We start from the raw sequence: 18,352 nt of genomic DNA on the forward strand, positions 1-18,352 counted from the left end.
GCTGACAAAATGCCGAGCCACTTCTTGGCAGGGGTGCCCTAAATTTCGAGCGAAACTGGCGATTTCACCCAAGCTGCGAAGCTAAAGCGGTCGCGGATTTCAGCCGAGAGCCACCAGCCTATGGATTAACTGTAAATTCGGCCCACATGCCGGCGCCGTAGTGGCCTGGCACGTTACAGATGAGCAGGTATTTTCCCGCTTTCAGATCAACGGTCAAATGATCCGGATTTGCCGGAATCCAGTTCCGAAACCACGCCCTTGTCGCCTGCCTTGTCTTCGTCGACCCGGTTCTCGGCGTCAATGTAAGGAAGGGACTTCTTCGGGTCGGCGAGAAACATCACGATCATTTCGTGAACGGTATCCTTGGAATCATTCTTCACCTTGAAGGTGACCCTTCCGGCTTTCACCGCACCGGGCGAAACCTTCATGCCCATGGTGGCTTTTGTCATGTCCAGTCCTGGCGTCGCATAGACGAGGCCGATTGGCATCTCAGTACTTGCGCCTTTGTCCCAAAGGGAGACCTTGACGAGTGAAGCAGCTCGAACGGCGCCGGTATTGCAGGTGATGAGTATGGCTGCGACAAGTCCAAGCTTGAATATGGTCTTCATGTGGCAGGAGCCTATCCTGCTTGCGCGGTCGCGTGCTGTCCTTGCGCCAAGTCAAACTGGCCGGCCAACTCATCCAAGGCATCATGGCCGTAGAACCGCTGCGCCGCTCAGCCTGCCCATCCGCAAATCCTCCAGCGCCTGGTTGGCCTGCTCCAGCGGATAGACCTTTGTGTGCGTGCGCACCTGAGCGCGCTTCGCTATCGGGAAGAATTCCTCCGCGTCACGGCGAGTAAGATTGGCGACTGTAGCCAACTCTCTTTCTCCCCAGAGAAGTCGGTAAGGCATCGGCGGGATGTCGCTCATATGGATACCGCCGCAAACCACGCGGCCGCCTTTGCGCACAGCCCGAAAAGCCGCTGGCACCAGGTCGCCGACCGGGGCGAAAATGATCGCCGCGTCGAGCTCGGCAGCGGGCAATTCCTCGGACGACCCTGCCCAGACAGCGCCCAACGAGCGCGCGAATTCCTGTGCTTGAGCATCGCCGGACCGCGTGAAGGCGAAGATCTGACGTCCCTGCCAGACCGCGACTTGCGTGATGATATGCGCGGCGGCGCCGAAGCCGTAGATCCCTAGCCGCCTGCCGCCGCCCGCCTTCTTGAGACAGCGCCAGCCGATCAGCCCTGCACATAGGAGTGGCGCTAGCGACACTGGATCCGCCGTGGCGTCGAGATCGAAGGCGAAACGCTCGTCGGCAACGACATGACTGGCGAAGCCGCCATCACGTGTGTAGCCGGTGAAAAAAGGCAGATCGCAAAGGTTCTCGGCACCGGCGACACAATAGGGGCAATGCCCGCAAGTATGTCCCAGCCACGGAACGCCTACTCTCTGGCCAAGCCGAGACTGTGACACGCCCTCGCCAACCAGGTCCACGATGCCGACGATTTCGTGGCCGGGCACAAGCGGCAACTTCGGCCGCGGCAGATCGCCGTCAACGACATGCAGGTCGGTCCTGCAGACGGCGCAGGCTTCGACCCTGAGCCTTATTTCGCCCGGTCGCGGCGTAGGGTCGGGGCGATCCATAGCCTTCAACGGCGAACCGGGCTTCTCCAATACCATTGCCTTCATGACGTATCCTCGAAATGAGGAGTTGAACGCTCTGTCCGACGGGGAACGGTATTATCGCGAGTGCTTGCTCCTCGACGCGCGCGGCCTGGTGTGGCGACCGAAGCCGTAGCTCGCGGCAACGCGACTGCGCTTCCGGGCGGAAAGCATTTCCGAATAAAGGCCCAAGGCGGCAATATAGGCCAGGCCGAGTATCCCAGCCCAGATTTCGACGGTGTCGGAAGTCATGACCAAATTCCCTTGGTTGGATGGTTGGTTCCGACTCGATAGTTGCCTTGCCGAGGCATGCCAGCCTTGATCGCGGTCAATCGCACAGAGAGCGCAACTAGGACGGCAAGAACTGGATCGATCGGGTGCTCTCGAGCTCGGCTCTAGGTAGTTTCCCGTAGGGACATAACCGAATTTCGGCGTTGCCGGTTTTGCGCGATTGCTGTTGTCACGGATCAACCGGGACCACAGCCATGTACGCCTCCGCCAAGATCGAACTGCCGTCATACCTCCCCCAGCAGAACCCAGCCGCCATCTTTGACGGCTCGACCGTGCAGCCGGTGAGCTTCTTCTCGGCAGGCGCCGAGATCTACGCCCAGGGCGAAAAGGCGGGTGCCCTCTACCAAGTCGAATTCGGCGCGGTCCGCATCTACCGCCTGCTCGCCGACGGCCGCAGGCAGATCAGCGCGTTCCATCTGGCGGGAGAAACCTTCGGGTTCGAGGCCGACGCCACTCACCACTTCTTCGCCGAAGCGATCAACGCAACCGGTGTCCGGACCTTCCGCGCTCCATCAGGCACGGATATGTCCCGCCAGCTGCTGCCTCTCGCGCTCAAGGGCCTGACCCGGGCGCAGGAACATCTCCTGGTGCTTGGCCGCCAGAACGCCATTGAGCGCGTCGCGGCATTCCTCGTCGAAATGTCGGAGCGTCAGGGCGGGTTGCGGCAGGTGGAATTGCCAATGTCGCGGAACGACATCGGCGACTATCTCGGCCTCACCATCGAAACCGTTTCGCGAGTCTTCACCCGCCTGAAGGAGAAAGGCGTTATCCGCCTGCTCAGCCTGCGCAACATCGAAATTCTCAAGCGCGATACGCTGCTGGCAATGGGGGAATGAGGCCATTTAAGCCAATCCCGCGCGTCAATCCTGAAAGGGGCGGAAAATGAAAACCACACTTACAACCCACACCGGATTTCGCTTCGAAGTGCGTCGTGCACGCCCCGACGATGAGCCGATCGTTGCCGAGTTCTTCACCCATGTGACGCCGGAGGACCTGCGCTTCCGCTTCCTCGGAGCCTTGAAGGAAGTTTCGCATGAGCGGCTGGTGGAGATGACCCGCTCCGACGATCCGCACGCCCATAATTTTCTCGCCTTTTCGACCGACGGAATGCTGATCGCGGTGGCAACGCTTGCCAGCGATCCGGCCGACCGGAGTGGCGAAGTCGCCATCTGCATTCGCGAGGATCGCAAGCATCTCGGCGTCGGCTGGGAGTTTCTCGGCTATGTCGCGCGCTATGCCGACGACCATGGCATCGAGACGATCGAGTCGATCGAAAGCCGCGAAAATCGCGCAGCGATCGAACTCGAGCGTGAAATGGGCTTCACCGTCACAACGGACTCCGACGACGCGTCGCTCGTCCTTGTTCAGCGGAAGCTCGGCGCCAAGTTGCCAGGCTAGAACGGTCCACCGCCCACAGAGGTGCCGAAGCGCTCTATCTTGGCGGCCACCGCACGTTCCTCGTCGGCCGGAATGACAAGCACGTCGACGAGGGAATCCGGGGCGCTGACCAATTCTTCGCTGTTGGCGTTCAACTCCTTGTCGAGCGCGACGCCCAGCCATCCAGCTGCTTCGCAGATTCTCTGCCGGATCACGGGCGCATGCTCGCCGATGCCAGCAGTGAACACGAGGGTGTCGAGCCCGCCTATCGCCGCGGCAAGTGATCCGATCTCACGCCCGACACGGTAGACGAAAAGATCGACGGCACGCATCGCCGCCGGGTCTTTCGACGCAAGCAGCGTCTGCATGCTCCCGGAGATGCCGGATACTCCCAGCAGGCCGGATCGCTCGTAGAGCAAGTCCATCAGCTCATCAGGCGACAGCTTCCGATCCTGCAGAAGATGCAGGAGGACGCCGGGATCGATCGCTCCGCAACGCGTGCTCATGACAAGGCCGTCAAGGGTTGAGAAACCCATTGTGGTGGCGCGGCTTACGCCCTCCGTCATCGCGCACAGGCTTGCTCCGCTGCCGAGATGGGCAACGATCGTTCGGCCGCCGGCGGCAGCGCCGTAACGGTTGTGGAGCTCGCTGGCGATGTGGCTGTAGGAGAGCCCATGGAAACCGTAGGACACGATGCCTTGCTGCGACAGCTCATGCGGCAGGCCATAAAGTCTTGCAAGCTCGGGCTGCGTCGCGTGAAAGGCGGTGTCGAAGCAGCCTACCTGCATGGCGCCGGGCAGAAGGCGGTTGGCCAGGTCGACGAGTTCCAGGTTTATCGCCTGATGAATTGGGGCGAGCGGCTTGAGCTTGCGCAGGGCATCGAGTGTGCGCTCGTCGATTAAGGTTGCGCGGGTAAACTCCCGACCGCCATGAACGATGCGATGCCCGACCCTGCGCACCCGTTGCAACAGACCGCGGTCCGCCAGATAGGACGCGACGGCCTCGAATGCCTTGCCGATGGAGATCGGCTGTTCGCCCAGGCTCCTGTCGAAGGGCGGCGTCGTTGCCGTGGGCGCAACGTGGAGTCGGGGCCGCTCGCCTATTGACGAAACGCTGCCGCGCACCAGCAGATGAAGTTCGTCGCCCCCTTGAAAGGCGGCGAACTTCAGGCTCGATGAGCCGCCATTGAGAACGAGAATTGCATCGGTCATTGCCGAGCGGTCCCAGCCGCTTTTGCGGATCGTATCCTGCCAGCCTGGCCCATCGTCATCGACTACCCCTCCCATTTCCAACCGAGTATCTCGGGCATGTCCTGCCCGTGCTCGCGGATATAGGCTCCATGCTCGATCAGCTTGCCTTCCATGGCCTGTTTCAGTTGGATGTGCGCGCTGGCCGGCCCGGGAATGCGGTCGAGCACGCCGAGCACGAGATGATAGCGGTCGAGCCCATTGAGCACCGTCATGTCGAACGGCGTCGTCGTCGTCCCTTCCTCATTGTAGCCGCGCACGTGGATGTTGTCGTGATTGGTCCGCCGGTAGGTAAGGCGATGGATGGTCCATGGATAGCCGTGATAGGCGAAGATGACAGGCTTATCCCTGGTGAACAACGCATCGAACTCGCGATCCGACAGCCCGTGCGGATGATGTTCCTTCGGCTGCAGCGTCATCAGGTCGACAATGTTCACCACACGGACCTTGAGATCGGGAATGTAGTGTTTCAGGATCTGAACTGCGGCCAGCATCTCTAGCGTCGGCACGTCGCCGGCGCAGGCCATCACCACATCCGGCTCGGCCGCACCGTCGGTCGAGGCCCACTCCCATATGCCGATCCCGGCGTTGCAGTGGACTTTCGCCTCTTCGATGGACAGCCACTGCCAGGAATTGGCTTTGCCGGCGACGATGACGTTGATGCGGTTCCATGTCTGCAGCACGTGGTCGGTCACGCAAAGCAGGCTGTTGGCATCCGCCGGTAGATAGACGCGCACGACATCCGCCTTCTTGTTCAACGCCACGTCGATGAAGCCCGGATCCTGATGGCTGAAACCGTTGTGCTCCTGCTGCCAGACATGGCTGGACAACAGATAGTTCAGCGAAGCGATGGGGCGCCGCCAGGCGAGCTTGCGGCAGGCATCCAGCCATTTCGCATGCTGGTTGAACATGGAATCGACAATGTGCGTGAAGGCCTCGTAACAGGAGAAGAAGCCGTGACGCCCGGTAAGCAGGTAGCCTTCCAGCCAACCCTGACAGGTATGCTCGGATAGAATTTCCAGAACCCTGCCTTCCCGGGCCAGGTGGACATCCTCGCTAAGTATCTCTTCCATCCAGGCGCGCTCCGTCACCTCGAAGACGTCCTGCAACCGGTTCGAAGCCGTCTCGTCGGGTCCGACGATGCGGAAATTCCTTGCGCTTTGGTTCAACGCCATGACGTCGCGCAGGAAACGGCCCATCACGCGGGTCGACTCGGCCTTGATGCCCCCGGGCCGCTCGACCAGGACGGCATGCTCATGCAGGCTGGGCAGTTCCAGGGACCGGCGCAGCAGGCCGCCATTGGCATGCGGGTTGGCGCTCATGCGCCTGTTGCCTTCCGGCGCGGTGGCGCGGATCGCAGCCACAGGCGCGCCGGCAGCATCGAAAAGCTCTTCAGGCCTGTAGCTTCTCATCCATTCCTCGAGCATCCTCAGATGCGCGGGGTTTTCGGCGAGGCCGGAGAGCGGAACCTGGTGGGCGCGCCAGAACCCCTCGGTCTTCAGTCCGTCGACCTCCTTGGGACCGGTCCAGCCCTTCGGGGTTCGCAGCACGATCATCGGCCATTTCGGCCGAGACTGCGCGGTCTTCGCGCCGCTGCGGGCCGCGTCCTGAATCGCCTTGATGCGGTCGAGCGCATCGTCGAGCACGACCGCCATCCGCTCATGCATCAAGGCGGGATCGTCGCCTTCGACGAACAGGGGCTCGTAGCCATAGCCGATGAACAGCGCACGCAGCTCTTCCTCGGGGATGCGGGCGAGAATGGTGGGATTGGCGATCTTATAGCCGTTGAGATGCAAGATCGGCAGCACCGCGCCGTCAAGCGCGGGGTTTAGGAACTTGTTGGAGTGCCAGGAGGCGGCGAGCGGCCCGGTTTCCGCCTCGCCGTCGCCGACGACGCACGCGACGATCAGATCCGGGTTGTCGAAGGCCGCGCCATAGGCATGCGAAAGCGCGTAGCCTAGCTCGCCGCCTTCATGGATTGAGCCGGGCACGTCGGGCGCGGCATGGCTTGGGATGCCGCCGGGAAACGAGAACTGCCGGAAGAGCCTCTTCATTCCGGCCTCGCCCGGTGCGATATCCGGATTGATCTCGCTGTAAGCGCCTTCGAGATAGGTGTTGGCGACCATCGCTGGTCCGCCATGGCCGGGACCGCAGACATAGATGACATTGGCGTCGCGTTGCCGGATTACCCGGTTCAAATGCGCATAGATGAAACTGAGGCCCGGCGACGTTCCCCAATGGCCAAGCAGCCTCGGCTTGACATGCTCCAGCCGAAGCGGCTCGCGCAGCAGCGGATTGTCGAGCAGATAGATCTGCCCGATGGTGAGATAGTTGGCGGCGCGCCAGTAGGCATCTATGTCGTGCAATTCCTGGGTAGACAAGCGATTGGCGCTGGGACGCTCGGTCATTTTCCGACTCCTTCGATGGTTTAAGCCGATCCGGCTGAGGCACAACGCATCGACGCTGCCACCGGTTCACGACGGCTCGGTGTCAAGACCGATCGTCATCGATCTATCCGGCGAAGAACGATCGAGCTTTGATCCATCGCAAATGCCGGCCAAGGCGGCAGCCGCCTTGGATCCAAAACGCAATCGAGCTGCAGCTTGTCGAGCCGCTCATCGCGGCGATCGCGATTAGTGCCTCTTCCCTGATCGTTATTACAAATGCGATGCGGCTTCACACAGTGGCGGAAGCCGCGCCTGAAGCTGTGACGGCCCGACGCCGCACCGATGTCATCCACGCGGCTCGTCCATGACCACTCACGTCCATCTCATACCAGTGGCCCTGTCTTTGGGAGCGCTCGGCTTGTCTGGCTTCCTCTGGGCTATGCGCAGCGGCCAGTACGAGGATCTCGACGGAGCTGCCGAGCGGATACTGATCGAGCCTGACCGGCAAAACAGCGAAGGCCACCGAACAAACTGACGTAGATCAAGGCAGCGTCGCTTCCGGCATCCGAAAAAGAAGCTGACCAAAAGCGGGAGATTTCTATGCAAGTTCGGGACATCATGACGACGCCGGTGGTCACGATCACCGCCTCTGCCTCAGTCGCCGAAGCGGCCAATCTGATGCTGACCAGGAACATCCGCTGCCTGCCGGTCCTGGGAGACGATGGATCGCTGGCTGGCGTCATTAGCGAGGGCGATTTCCTGCGCCGCAGCGAACTTGGCATCAGAAGGGCGCGGCCTCGCTGGCTAGAATTTCTTGTCGGTCCTGGCAAGCTCGCCGACGAGTATGTCCGGTCGAGCAGCCGCCGAGTGGCCGAGGTTATGAGCACCAGCGTCGTTTCGGCAGCGCCTGGCGCTTCGCTCGCCGAGATTGTAGACCTCATGGCGACCCACGACATCAAGAACGTGCCTATCCTTGACGCGGGGAAGATCGTCGGCATCGTCAGCCGCTCCGATCTGATGCGTGTCCTGCTTCGCACTCTGCCCAGGTCAGGCTCCGCGACTGTCGACGACGAGGTCATACGCAGGAACATTCTTGCCGAGTTGCAGGGGCAGTCCTGGAGTGTCGGCGGCGACCTCATCGGCGTCACCGTCAAGAAAGGAGAGGTCGAACTGAATGGCGCCATTTTCGACGAGCGCCAGCGAAAGGCCGCTATCGTTGCCGCGGAGAACGTCGCCGGGGTCAAGAAAGTCACCGACAAGCTCTTCTACGCCGGACCGCTGTCGGTCGTGCTCGTCTCCTGACGAGCGTGCATCGGCCTTATCGCTTCCTGTAGAACGTTAGACCGCAGCCGCTATCAACAACGGTCGAAGCAGCAGCAGGGCAAATCCAAAAAGCGCCGCGCCCGCGACCTTGTCGGCTATCCGCCTGCTTCCGCGAAGCCGCTTGCCCAGCAAAACCCATAGCGATCCTGTAACCGCGGTGGTCCCTACGAGCAGCATCCAAAAGATGCCGAGATTACCCGGACCGGCATCCATCGGCACCATCGCCAGGCAATAGACGAAAGCCTTGGGATTGAGCACGGTGGTTGCCAGCACGGACAGGCCATCGCGGCGTTGCGATACGTCGATCGAATTGCTGGCTATCAGGCGCAGCCCCAGGATCGAAAGCCATCCAACCGCGACGAATTTGAGCATCTCAATGGCGTCAGGCGGCATCAAGGGACGCGACAAAAGCCAGAAACCCGCCGCCATTCCATAGCCGCACGCCTGTGCCGCCAGTAGTTTGGTCGCCTGCTCGCGCTTGACCGCGCCCGCCATCAGGAGAGCGTTGGTTGGCCCCGGAGCGACAAAGAGCAGAAAGGCTTCCAGAAGAAACAGGCTATTCGACATCAGTCGGCCGCTATTTGCTCGCGCTTTCCTGCCATCTGGCCGAGCGCATAGAAGGTAAGTCCGAAAGCGCGCCCAGGAAGAGCAGTCCCGCCAGGATCACCGACAATCGCTTGCGCGTCATCCCTTAAGTCCTTCGAGTTCAAGCCGACGGGGCCGCCAAGGGGTCAGCGGAGGGACTGCAATCGAGCGATCAGGTCGCTGTTGCGGCAATAGGCCGGCGGATGGTCGGCATGCTCGGTTTCGTCGAGCCAGACCGCACATTCGTCCTGATGGCCGCAAGACCTGCACCGGTCACCGGCACGACTGGTGACGGCTGCGTGATCCGCCACAACTTTCAGCTGCCTGTCGACGCCCATCTTCTGCATCATCCGTTCCATCAAGGCAGTTCTGGCGTCAACCCCGATCAGATATTCCAGAAAGCTCATGTCGTCATACTCCTCAGATGACAATTCATTGCCATCCCAGGCGGCTCGCGACGTTGATCTCGATCAAGGAGGGCTATCCATTTCGTGAAATTGCTTCGCCCGACGGGCCGATCTTCTCGCCCAGAAACCTAGCTGGCGGTACCGAATATTGCCCCAATGCCTGCGGTCAATGCCATTGCCAGCGCTCCCCAAAAAGTGACGCGGGCAGTGGCTTTCAGCACATTGGCGCCGCCGGCTCTCGAGCCGATTGCGCCGAGCTCGAAACTGGAACAGCGCTTGTGAAACAGATCGCCTTGTCTCCTTCGTGGTCGCCTCGTCCGGGGCTTATGCATGGGATCAAGCGGGCAAGCTTCCCGACAACGATCTGATCGACACGCAGGGTGCCGCCAATGCGGCAGAGCAGACAGCGTTGCCGCGGGTCACCCCGTTTCCCCCTGCCGATCCGGTCCTGGCGCCGGCGGCGACCTCATCGTCGTCATTGTGCGCCCTGGCGGCGGCCAACGGCGTGGCCAGCACAAGTGCGGCGATCCCCAGCGCGGCCAGGCGCATCAACACGATTTTCATCGAAGAGGCCTGTCGCATGCCGAAGCTGTCAAACCGCTGTCAATCATCGTCAGCCGGCAGCAAGGAACACGTCTCTATCAAGGGCCGCCGCGCCCGATGGTGGTCGCGCAGAGAAGGAGCTGAAACCATGCGCAATCTTCCTGTCCTAATTGTCGCTCTTGGAGGTCTAGTCGCCTTTGTCATACCCGTCGCCGCAGAATCCGACCATGGATCATGCGCAACCGCACCCGCCACGTCTTCCCCGACAATCGACCTTGAGGCCATCCCCATGATGAGCGCCACCGGTCCCAAGGCGGTCAAAAGTGTCGGCGAAGACGAATGTGGCGGCGACAGGTCCACCGGGCGCGGTGACGAAGAACTTGACGACAGCGACGACTAACAACCGATGAGACGCCTGACTGACCAATAGCCTCAACCTTCCTGGAGAATTATTTGCAATGCCTGAAATTCAGCATATCCATCCCATTCTCGTGCATTTTCCCATCGTGCTGATGTACACGCTTGTGATCATCGACCTCGCCGCGCTCGCGAACCGCAACGCCGTTACCACGCGCACTGGTGTGGGCACGATTTCCAGCTTTGCCGCGGCAGCCGCGGGAATGTTTGCCGTTGGCACCTGGTTCTTTGGCGGCATCGCCCTCGACCATGCCGAGGCGGCGGGATTCAGCAGCCAGATAGCCGAAATTCACGAGGGCTTGGGCGAGATCAGCGCCTTCGGCTTTCTGGGCTGGGGTCTGTTCCGCCTCGCGCTATGGGTGCGCAATCGCGAACTCAAAACGCTGGGGCCGGCCATACCCGCCATTGAAATCGCGGGCGCCGCCCTGGTCACGGTAACAGCCTATTATGGTGGGCAGCTGGTCTACGACCTCGGCGTGAACGTCGCCAAGGCCGCCGTCGTCGGTTGACGTCGCACTTCAGGACATCGGGCCGTCCACATCGAACCGCATCCTTCGGCTCAGCCCGGGATGCGGATTGGCGCGGCCCGGTGCGGATTTGACGCCGCGGTTTTTCGGCTGGGCTTTGTTCGGCTGCCGTGGTCGAAAAGCCAGCTCTTTGTAAGCTCGGATACGAGCACGTAGAGCGCTGTGATCGCGAGCAGCCCTGCCAGTACCGGTGTTGCCAGAGGCACGAACCCGAACCAGCCGGCGAACGGGGCGAAAGGAATGGCGATGGCGACAACACCGACGCCGACGGCCAGGCCAGCAAGCAACAGGCTCGGACGGCTGCGCCAGAGTCTCCTGCGGGTCCGCACGACGAGCACGATAGCGAGCTCGGTGAGCACGGATTCCACGAACCACGCGGTCTGGAATGTAGCTGCCGTGGCATGAACGGCCAGAAGCAGGAACGCGAAGGTTGCAAAGTCGAAGAGCGAGCTCACCAGTCCGAAACTCACCATGAAACGTCTCACGAAATGAATATCCCAGTGACGCGGACGGCGCACCTGATCAACATCGACATTGTCACCCGCAATCGCGAGGGCCGGTATGTCGGAGAGGAAATTGTTCAGCAGGATCTGCTTGGCCAGCAGCGGCAGAAACGGCAGGTAAAGCGAGGCGGCGGCCATGCTGATCATATTGCCGAAATTGGCGCTGGTCGTGATGGAGATGTACTTCATCGTGTTGGCGAAGGTCTTGCGGCCATCGTCGACGCCCCTCACCAACACGCTCAGGTCGCGCTTGAGCAGGATGATGTCCGCGGCTTCGCGAGCCACATCGACAGCCGTATCGACTGAAATGCCGATGTCTGCCTCATGAAGCGCTGGCGCGTCGTTTATGCCATCGCCCAGATAGCCGACCACATGGCCGCTCCGGCGCAATGCCTCGACAATGCGCTCTTTCTGGTTCGGGTCGATCTCGACGAAAAGATCGGTATTGCGGACTCCGGCCAGAAGCCCGTTCTTCGTCAGCTTCGATAGATCCTCGCCGGTCATGATCCTGTCGGCCCGCAGGCCCACGGCCTCGGCCAGATGCGCCGCGACATAGCGGTTGTCGCCGGAAATGACCTTCACGCCGATGCCTCGGTCGGCAAGCGCCGACAATGTCTCCCGCACCCCCTGCTTTGCCGGATCGAGAAACAGCAGGAACCCCGCGAACGCCATTTCAGTCTCGTCGTCACGGCTGACGCCCGCCTTGCTCTGAAATCGCCGGGTCGCCAAGCCGAGAACCCGATAGCCTTGCGCGCTCCAGCGTCTGAATCGTTCGTCGATCGCCTTGCGTTCCGTCGCGCCCAGGGGCGTCAAGCCATGCGAACCTTGCACGAAGCCGCAAGCATCGAGGACGTTCTGTACGGCTCCCTTGGTGATAAGTATCTGTTCGCGCTTGCTGTCCTGCACGGCGACCGACAGGCGCTTGCGCACAAAATCGTAGGGGATCTCATCGATCTTGGTGAAGCCGGACAAATCCTCCTGTCCATGCGGTGCGCCCGCAATCGCCTCGTCAAGAGGATTCTTCAGGCCCGTCTGCAAAGTAGCGTTGAGCCGGGCGAAAAGCAGGACGTCGGTCGACGCATTGCCCTCCACGTCGAACGATCCATCGAGGTGAATGACGCCCTCGGTCAGCGTCCCGGTCTTGTCGGTGCACAGCAGGTCCATGCTGCCGAGATTCTCGATCGCCTCGAGACGTCGCACGATGACACCGCCGGCGGCCATCGTCCGGGCGCCCCGGGCCAAGGTCACGCTGATGATCGCCGGAAGCAGTTCGGGCGTCAGACCAACCGCCAGCGCCAGTGAAAACAACAGGGATTCGACGAAGGGCCGGTTGAGCATCACATTGGCAAAGAACACCAGGATGACGATCACAAGCATGATCTCGGTCATCAGATATCCGAACATCCTGATGCCGCGGGCAAATTCGGTCTCAGGTATCCGTCGCTCCAATGCTTCGGCGATCGATGCGAATTCGGTGCGCGCCCCCGTGGCGACTGCCAGCACCTTTGCCGTTCCGCTGCGAACCGAGGTGCCGGTGAATACGGCATTGGTCCGTTGCGCGATGCCGGCTTCGGGCGCGGAGCGGCCGGTGGACTTCACGACGGGAAAAGTTTCGCCGGTCAGAACGGATTCGCTGACGTTGAAATCCCGCGACTCCAGGATGACGCCGTCGACAGGGATGAGATTGCCAGCCGACAGGCAGACAACGTCGCCGGGAACGATCTCCTCGACATCGACGGTGCGTTCGAAGCTGTCCCGCAGCACGGTCGACTTGCGGGAGATGCGCTGCTGCAGCACCTCCATCGCTCGAGACGCCCCATATTCCTGAGTGAAGCTGAGGGCGCAGCTGGCAAGCACAATCACGCCGATGATTGCAGCTTCATGCCCCTCCCCCACGAACGCCGAAACGGCGGCGGCAAAGACCAGGATCAGGACCAACGGGCTGCGAAACTGCCGCGCGAATACGCTTAGCGCCGATCCGCCGGCCCGAGGCGCCAGTGCATTGCGACCGAATTTGGCCAGCCGGATAGCAGCATCAACGCTTAACAAGCCGGAAGTTGAGGTTTCCAGCCGGCCCACAAGCTCATCGGTGGCGAGCGACCAGTATGCAGCCTCGACATGGCCGGAAAAGCGGCTGATCGGTCGCTCCTCACCTGGACCGCCGTCCAGCCGATCCGGGCTATCTGCCGTTGTTGTCACCATGGTCGTGCAGTCAATTCGAAAACAGGCGGCTGATGCCGCTCTCGCCAATCAGAGAGCGTGTGATGCCGCCAAAGGCCCATTCCCTGAGCCGGCTGTGGCCGTAGGCCCCGCAAACGATCAGGTCGGCGCCCACCGAGCGAGCAAACGCAATGAGCCCCTCGCCATCCGCGGCACCGGCGATCACTTCGGTCCGCGCCAAGATGCCATGCTGTTCCAGAAACAGCGCGACGTCGGCGAGGCTGTCTCGAACATCCGTTTCCGAGGCGGCTTCCATTGTGGCGACGACAACTTCTTCAGCCTTGGCGAGGAGCGGCAAGGCATCGGACAAGGCTCTTCGTGCCTCCCGGCTGTCCTTCCAAGCGACCAGTACGGTTTTCCCTATCAGGTGTTCGGCATAGCCAGCCGCGACCAGCACGGGGCGACCGGCCCCGAGCACTAGGCTTCCTATATCGAGGGCGCGGAAGACATCCTCGCCGCCATCGGCTGTCACGATCAGGTCAGCTGAACGGGCTACCAGCCCGAGAGCGCGAGTCGGACCGCAAATATATTGTTTCCATTCGCTGCTGATGGAGTGCGGGACGCGGCTTTCGAAAATGTCGCGCAGTTCGGCAAGGCGCTTCTCGATCTCCTGCCGTTTGACCTGCATGACCTCGCCTTCGTAGACTAGGCCTTCACCCGTGGTTACCAAAGGCGGAACGTCCGCGGCAGCGAAGCCGACGAGGTGAGCATCGAAGCGGTGCGCCAATTCTCCCGCAAGCTTAACGATTGGCGCGGGATCGGCATCGACGGCCAAGTTGACGACAATCGTTTTGTAGGACATGCGGCACCTTCAGGAGATGATGATTGGTTGATGAGTGCCATTCCGCGAGGTGCATGACCTTGACGCTAATCAAACTCCGGCAGCTCCATGTTTGCGAATGCCTGCATGGATGCTAAACCAGCGATCGTCAGTGTTCCTCCTGATGCAGAATGAATGTGACCCAGAAGAACCCAGCTTCCGCGGAAATCATCGCCGAAGCGGCCGCCCCGCCAAGCGGCTTGCCGCGAGGTGACGATTTGCCGGAACATGATTTGCTTGCATCGATGTTCGAGCAGGCACCAGGTTTCATGACGTTGCTCAGAGAGCCCGGGCACGTATTCGAGCTGGCGAATGCCGCCTACAAGCGAATGGTTGGCCAGCGAAAAGTCATTGGCAGATCGATGCGCGAAGCCTTTCCCGATCTCGAGGGCCAAGGTTTCTTCGAATTGCTGGATCGCGTCTACGAGACCGGCGAACCCTATGTGGGCCGAAGCGTCAAGGTCGTCTATCGCAACGTCGAAACGGGCGTTGCGGAAGAACGCATCCTCGACTTCGTCTATCAGCCCATTAGAGCAAAGGACGGCCGGATCACGGCGATATTCGTTCAAGGCACGGACGTCAGCGAGCTGTCCTTCGCTAACGCCGCCGCTGCAGCTGCGTGAGGATCACCTGCGTTCGATCCTGGCGACCGTGCCCGATGCCATGGTCGTAATCGACGAACAGGGGCTGATGCAGTCCTTCAGCACGGCTGCCGAAACGCTGTTCGGCTACAAATCCAGCGAAGTCATCGGTCGAAATGTCAGTTTGCTGATGCCCGCCCCCTATCGGGAGGAGCACGACGGCTATCTGCACAGATACCTCTCCACCGGCGAACGCCGCATCATAGGACTTGGACGCACTGTGACTGGGATGCGCAAGGACGGCTCGACCTTTCCAATGGAACTAGCCGTGGGCGAAATGCATCCGGGAACGGGCCGTTTCTTCACGGGCTTCTGTCGCGACCTGACCGAGCGCCATAGAACGGAAGCGAGGATGCAGGAACAGCAGCAGGAGCTGCTCCACATGGCAAGGTTCACCGCGCTGGGGGAAATGGCCTCGACATTGGCGCATGAGATCAACCAGCCGCTGACAGCCATCACCAATTACCTCAAAGGCAGTCGCCGCCTGCTTGAGAAAAGCAACGACGAGAACGCGACCATGTTGCGAGAGGCTGTCGAAAAAGCAGCAGAGCAGGCCTTGCGCGCCGGCGACGTCATTCGTCGTCTCAGGGACTTCGTTGCCAGAGGAGAAAGCGAGCGCCAGGTCGAACGCCTGCCAGCCCTTATCGAGGACGCCTCATCCCTCGCTCTGGTCGGTGCGAGGGAGGCAGATGTGCGTGTCACCTACGATCTCGACCCGGCGGCCGAACTCGTCCTGACCGATCGAATTCAGATTGAGCAGGTGTTGCTGAACCTTATGAGGAACGCCGTCGAGGCCATGCAGGGCGCGGCGCGCCGCGAGCTGCGTGTCACTACCAGGGCCCGGCATGACGGGATGGCAGAGGTTGGTGTGATCGATACCGGGCCGGGATTGGCGCCGGAGGTTTCGGCCCAACTCTTCCAGCCCTTCGTCACCACGAAGAAGCAGGGGATGGGCGTCGGACTGTCTATTTGTCGCACTATCGTCGAGTCGCACGGCGGTCATATCTGGGCTGAGTCGATGCCTGGTGGCGGAACCGCCTTCCGCTTCACTCTGCGCGCAGTAGAAAAGGAAGAGGTCGATAGTGGCCAGTGATGTCGTGCATGTGGTCGACGATGATGTCGATGTCCGCAAATCGTTAGGCTTTCTTCTCGCGACGGCCGACTTTGCCGTGCGCCTCTATGAGTCGGCGACCGCGTTTTTGGCGACAGAACCGAAGGAAGTCGAGGGCTGCATTGTCACCGATGTGCGCATGCCCGGTATCGATGGCATCGAGTTCCTGCGGCAACTGAAATCCCGCGGGTTGAGCGTGCCGGTGATTGTGATGACGGGGCACGCCGATGTCGCGCTTGCCGTCCAGGCGATGAAGGAAGGCGCCGCCGACTTCATCGAAAAGCCGTTCGACGACCAGATTCTCATCGATTCGCTGCGTTCGGCCCTGAACCACCGCAGCCATCCCATCGCGGCACACCCGCAATCAACTGAGATCCGGAAGAATCTTGCCACTCTTTCGGAACGTGAGCGCCAGGTGCTCGACGGGCTCGTCTCCGGTCTGCCGAACAAGACGATTGCCTACGATCTCGGGATCAGCCCGCGCACGGTTGAAATCCATCGTGCCAATGTCATGAGCAAGATGGGTGCGGGCAGTCTCTCACACTTGGTGCGCATGGCGTTGATCGCCGAACCCAGACACTAAGGACACGTCGATAAATTGCTGAATCGATAAAGCTCGTTTTGGGGGATTCCGAAATCCTGCGTTGCTTTGTAGACATGGGCGGTGATCGATGTCGCCGCTATAAAGCTCCGCTATGATGCGGTTAGCCCCGTGCTGGACGAGCGTGGTCGTCGCCGCTTTGCGGCGGCGGAAGCGCTCACCGCGGGCTGGGGCGGGATCGCGGCGGTGTCCGCGGCAACGGGGATCGCGCGTAGCACCATCGGATATGGATTGCGGGAACTGCGCGGCGCGGCGCCGGATTCAGCTCTTGGCGGCATCCGGCGCAAGGGTGCCGGACGCAAACCTTTGACGCAGACGGATCCGACACTTCTCAGCGACCTGGAAAGGCTTGTCGACCCCGCCACGCGTGGCGATCCGATGTCACCCTTGAAGTGGACATCGAAAAGCTTGCGGAACTTGGCGGCGGCGCTTTGCGCCATGGGCCATCGTGTCGGTCATGACGTCGTCGGTACTCTGTTGAAAACGCTTGGGTATTCTCTTCAGGGCAATCGAAAGACGCTGGAGGGATCGAGCCACGTCGATCGCGACGCACAGTTCCAGCACATCGCCAGGACGGTCAAGGACGCCATTACGGCCGGTCAACCTGCGATCTCCGTCGATACGAAGAAGAAAGAACTCGTCGGCGACTTCAAGAATGGCGGACGTGAATACCGACCGGCCGGAGCACCAGAGCCGGTCCGCGTCCATGATTTCGTCGACCCGAAGCTCGGTCGTGCCGCGCCCTACGGTATTTATGATATCGCCGATGACAAAGGGTGGGTCAGCGTCGGGATCGACCACGATACCGCTGCCTTCGCCGTCAACGCCATACGCTCCTGGTGGATCAGCATGGGGCGTGATCGCTACGCGCACGCTCATACCTTGACGATCACCGCCGACGGCGGCGGAAGCAACGGTTCGCGCGTGCGCCTGTGGAAAGTCGAACTCCAAAAGCTGGCCGACGAGTTGGGGTTGACCATCGCTGTCCTCCATCTCCCGCCCGGCACCAGCAAATGGAACAAGATCGAACACCGCCTCTTCTCGTTCATCTCGAGAAACTGGCGTGGACGACCGCTCACCGATTATCGCACCATCGTCGAACTCATCGGCGCCACAACCTCGACGGCGGGACTGACCGTTCGTTGCGAACTTGATGAAAACCGCTATCCCGCCGGGATCAAAGTCTCCGACGAGGACATGGCCAGCTTGAACATCATTCGCAACGAATTCCACGGTGAATGGAACTATACAATCAAGCCGCAATCCCAAAAATTAGCGCGATAAATTATCGACACGTCCTAAGGCGATATTTGATTCCTGACACCGCTACGCTTTGAGGCAACCGTCAGGACAGGTCTCGCAGCAAGCTCGCACGCCGCTCTTTTGGATTCCAGTCTCGCCAGTGGGTCGGCCTGATGTCGACACGAACGCGCTTAGCGACATCCACCCATCCTTCTCGGCCCTTTTCGCAAGGAAAAACAAGCGCGTGCAGGCCATCCTCGTCTAGAACGGCTAGTTCGAGGCTTCGGCCAAACGGGGCGCTTGCTATTGGATTCCACATCCGATCATCGTGAATCGAGACGCCGCCGCGCGCTTTGATTTGAATCAGTTTTGCAAGTGATTTCGGACCAAGCCGGCTACCTTTAGCCGAATTTTAGATGGAGCATAAAAGTCCGCCCCGACCAGACCAACGCGGACGAGGCCCT

At 60.9% G+C, this 18,352-nt stretch carries 17 protein-coding genes and 2 pseudogenes; 9 read left to right on the forward strand and 10 right to left on the reverse strand.

What is annotated here, in order from left to right; translation table 11 throughout:
- Positions 1–118: 118 nt before the first annotated feature.
- The 3 genes from ACVILI_RS27055 to ACVILI_RS27065 form a co-directional block, all read right to left on the reverse strand.
- The gene (locus ACVILI_RS27055) at positions 119–217 is read right to left on the reverse strand and encodes a sulfocyanin-like copper-binding protein (protein ID WP_223217890.1); all 99 of its coding nucleotides are present in this window, start codon (positions 215–217) and stop codon (positions 119–121) included.
- Positions 207–608, reverse strand: a complete 402-nt coding sequence (locus tag ACVILI_RS27060) for a hypothetical protein (RefSeq protein ID WP_240565222.1) — start codon at positions 606–608, stop codon at positions 207–209. Before ACVILI_RS27060 ends, ACVILI_RS27055 begins: the two co-directional genes overlap by 11 nt.
- 81 nt (positions 609–689) lie before the next feature.
- A complete protein-coding gene (locus ACVILI_RS27065) occupies positions 690–1,673 on the reverse strand; it encodes a zinc-dependent alcohol dehydrogenase family protein (RefSeq protein WP_019859830.1) in 984 nt (327 codons plus the stop codon).
- Positions 1,674–2,131: 458 nt separating this feature from the next.
- Here ACVILI_RS27065 and ACVILI_RS27070 point away from each other — a divergent pair, with 458 nt between their 5' ends.
- Positions 2,132–2,773, forward strand: a complete 642-nt coding sequence (locus tag ACVILI_RS27070; RefSeq protein ID WP_038648659.1) for a helix-turn-helix domain-containing protein — start codon at positions 2,132–2,134, stop codon at positions 2,771–2,773.
- A gap of 46 nt (positions 2,774–2,819) precedes the next feature.
- A complete protein-coding gene (locus ACVILI_RS27075) occupies positions 2,820–3,335 on the forward strand; it encodes a GNAT family N-acetyltransferase (protein ID WP_038648661.1) in 516 nt (171 codons plus the stop codon).
- On the opposite strand, the gene ACVILI_RS27080 is transcribed toward ACVILI_RS27075, so the two are convergent.
- Positions 3,332–4,525 (reverse strand): acetate/propionate family kinase, encoded by a 1,194-nt coding sequence (locus tag ACVILI_RS27080; protein WP_038653127.1) that lies wholly within the window; start codon positions 4,523–4,525, stop codon positions 3,332–3,334. The two genes, ACVILI_RS27075 and ACVILI_RS27080, sit on opposite strands and share 4 nt — an antisense overlap.
- A 62-nt stretch (positions 4,526–4,587) precedes the next feature.
- Positions 4,588–6,969 carry a phosphoketolase family protein gene (locus tag ACVILI_RS27085; protein WP_457102654.1) on the reverse strand — a complete coding sequence of 794 codons (2,382 nt, stop codon included), beginning with the start codon at positions 6,967–6,969 and terminating at the stop codon, positions 4,588–4,590.
- Positions 6,970–7,312: 343 nt separating this feature from the next.
- On the opposite strand from ACVILI_RS27085, the gene ccoS reads away from it, so the two are divergent.
- On the forward strand, positions 7,313–7,483 hold the full coding sequence (gene ccoS, locus ACVILI_RS27090) for a cbb3-type cytochrome oxidase assembly protein CcoS (protein WP_038648666.1): 171 nt from the start codon (positions 7,313–7,315) through the stop codon (positions 7,481–7,483).
- Positions 7,484–7,548: 65 nt separating this feature from the next.
- Complete coding sequence (locus tag ACVILI_RS27095) at positions 7,549–8,250, forward strand: CBS domain-containing protein (RefSeq protein ID WP_019859840.1); 702 nt, start codon at positions 7,549–7,551, stop codon at positions 8,248–8,250.
- 36 nt (positions 8,251–8,286) lie between these two features.
- Here ACVILI_RS27095 and ACVILI_RS27100 read toward each other — a convergent pair whose 3' ends face one another.
- The 3 genes and pseudogenes from ACVILI_RS27100 to ACVILI_RS27110 form a co-directional block, all read right to left on the reverse strand.
- Positions 8,287–8,766, reverse strand: a complete 480-nt coding sequence (locus ACVILI_RS27100) for a hypothetical protein (protein WP_457102655.1) — start codon at positions 8,764–8,766, stop codon at positions 8,287–8,289.
- A 236-nt stretch (positions 8,767–9,002) separates the two neighbouring features.
- Positions 9,003–9,263, reverse strand: a complete 261-nt coding sequence (locus tag ACVILI_RS27105) for a DUF6455 family protein (RefSeq protein ID WP_019859843.1) — start codon at positions 9,261–9,263, stop codon at positions 9,003–9,005.
- A gap of 128 nt (positions 9,264–9,391) precedes the next feature.
- Positions 9,392–9,520, reverse strand: a pseudogene (locus ACVILI_RS27110) (VIT1/CCC1 transporter family protein); the annotation flags it as partial.
- A gap of 47 nt (positions 9,521–9,567) precedes the next feature.
- Here ACVILI_RS27110 and ACVILI_RS27115 point away from each other — a divergent pair.
- Together ACVILI_RS27115 and ACVILI_RS27120 are read left to right on the forward strand one after the other, a co-directional pair.
- A complete protein-coding gene (locus tag ACVILI_RS27115; protein WP_240565225.1) occupies positions 9,568–10,206 on the forward strand; it encodes a hypothetical protein in 639 nt (212 codons plus the stop codon).
- A 58-nt stretch (positions 10,207–10,264) separates the two neighbouring features.
- Complete coding sequence (locus tag ACVILI_RS27120) at positions 10,265–10,732, forward strand: DUF2231 domain-containing protein (protein WP_019859848.1); 468 nt, start codon at positions 10,265–10,267, stop codon at positions 10,730–10,732.
- A 50-nt stretch (positions 10,733–10,782) separates the two neighbouring features.
- Here the strand turns inward: ACVILI_RS27120 and mgtA are convergent, their stop codons facing one another.
- Together mgtA and ACVILI_RS27130 are read right to left on the reverse strand one after the other, a co-directional pair.
- Entirely contained in the window at positions 10,783–13,455 is a 2,673-nt protein-coding gene (mgtA, locus tag ACVILI_RS27125) for a magnesium-translocating P-type ATPase (RefSeq protein ID WP_240565226.1), read from the reverse strand.
- 10 nt (positions 13,456–13,465) lie between these two features.
- Positions 13,466–14,275 carry a universal stress protein gene (locus ACVILI_RS27130; RefSeq protein WP_038648674.1) on the reverse strand — a complete coding sequence of 270 codons (810 nt, stop codon included), beginning with the start codon at positions 14,273–14,275 and terminating at the stop codon, positions 13,466–13,468.
- A 263-nt stretch (positions 14,276–14,538) separates the two neighbouring features.
- Between ACVILI_RS27130 and ACVILI_RS27135 the strand changes: the two are divergent.
- The 3 genes and pseudogenes from ACVILI_RS27135 (at position 14,539) to ACVILI_RS27145 (ending at position 17,930) form a co-directional block, all read left to right on the forward strand.
- Positions 14,539–16,027: pseudogene (locus tag ACVILI_RS27135) on the forward strand (PAS domain S-box protein).
- Positions 16,014–16,628, forward strand: a complete 615-nt coding sequence (gene fixJ / locus ACVILI_RS27140) for a response regulator FixJ (protein ID WP_081296227.1) — start codon at positions 16,014–16,016, stop codon at positions 16,626–16,628. The pseudogene ACVILI_RS27135 and the gene fixJ overlap by 14 nt, the downstream one beginning before the upstream one ends.
- Before the next feature lie 81 nt (positions 16,629–16,709).
- Positions 16,710–17,930 (forward strand): ISAzo13 family transposase, encoded by a 1,221-nt coding sequence (locus ACVILI_RS27145; RefSeq protein ID WP_038650363.1) that lies wholly within the window; start codon positions 16,710–16,712, stop codon positions 17,928–17,930.
- The last annotated feature ends 422 nt before the right edge of the window (positions 17,931–18,352 follow it).

The sequence above is a fragment of the Mesorhizobium sp. USDA 4775 genome (assembly GCF_054062655.1).

What these genes read in the sequence shown, in the direction of transcription:
- ACVILI_RS27120 (WP_019859848.1), top strand. Translation starts at nt 10,265, where the DNA reads ATGCCTGAAATTCAGCATATCCATCCCATTCTCGTGCATTTTCCCATC.
- ACVILI_RS27095 (WP_019859840.1), top strand. Translation starts at nt 7,549, where the DNA reads ATGCAAGTTCGGGACATCATGACGACGCCGGTGGTCACGATCACCGCC.
- ccoS (WP_038648666.1), top strand. Translation starts at nt 7,313, where the DNA reads ATGACCACTCACGTCCATCTCATACCAGTGGCCCTGTCTTTGGGAGCG.
- ACVILI_RS27060 (WP_240565222.1), bottom strand. Translation starts at nt 608, where the DNA reads ATGAAGACCATATTCAAGCTTGGACTTGTCGCAGCCATACTCATCACC.
- ACVILI_RS27100 (WP_457102655.1), bottom strand. Translation starts at nt 8,766, where the DNA reads ATGGCGGGCGCGGTCAAGCGCGAGCAGGCGACCAAACTACTGGCGGCA.
- ACVILI_RS27080 (WP_038653127.1), bottom strand. Translation starts at nt 4,525, where the DNA reads ATGACCGATGCAATTCTCGTTCTCAATGGCGGCTCATCGAGCCTGAAG.
- ACVILI_RS27130 (WP_038648674.1), bottom strand. Translation starts at nt 14,275, where the DNA reads ATGTCCTACAAAACGATTGTCGTCAACTTGGCCGTCGATGCCGATCCC.
- ACVILI_RS27070 (WP_038648659.1), top strand. Translation starts at nt 2,132, where the DNA reads ATGTACGCCTCCGCCAAGATCGAACTGCCGTCATACCTCCCCCAGCAG.
- mgtA (WP_240565226.1), bottom strand. Translation starts at nt 13,455, where the DNA reads ATGGTGACAACAACGGCAGATAGCCCGGATCGGCTGGACGGCGGTCCA.
- ACVILI_RS27075 (WP_038648661.1), top strand. Translation starts at nt 2,820, where the DNA reads ATGAAAACCACACTTACAACCCACACCGGATTTCGCTTCGAAGTGCGT.
- ACVILI_RS27085 (WP_457102654.1), bottom strand. Translation starts at nt 6,969, where the DNA reads ATGACCGAGCGTCCCAGCGCCAATCGCTTGTCTACCCAGGAATTGCAC.
- ACVILI_RS27065 (WP_019859830.1), bottom strand. Translation starts at nt 1,673, where the DNA reads ATGAAGGCAATGGTATTGGAGAAGCCCGGTTCGCCGTTGAAGGCTATG.
- ACVILI_RS27105 (WP_019859843.1), bottom strand. Translation starts at nt 9,263, where the DNA reads ATGAGCTTTCTGGAATATCTGATCGGGGTTGACGCCAGAACTGCCTTG.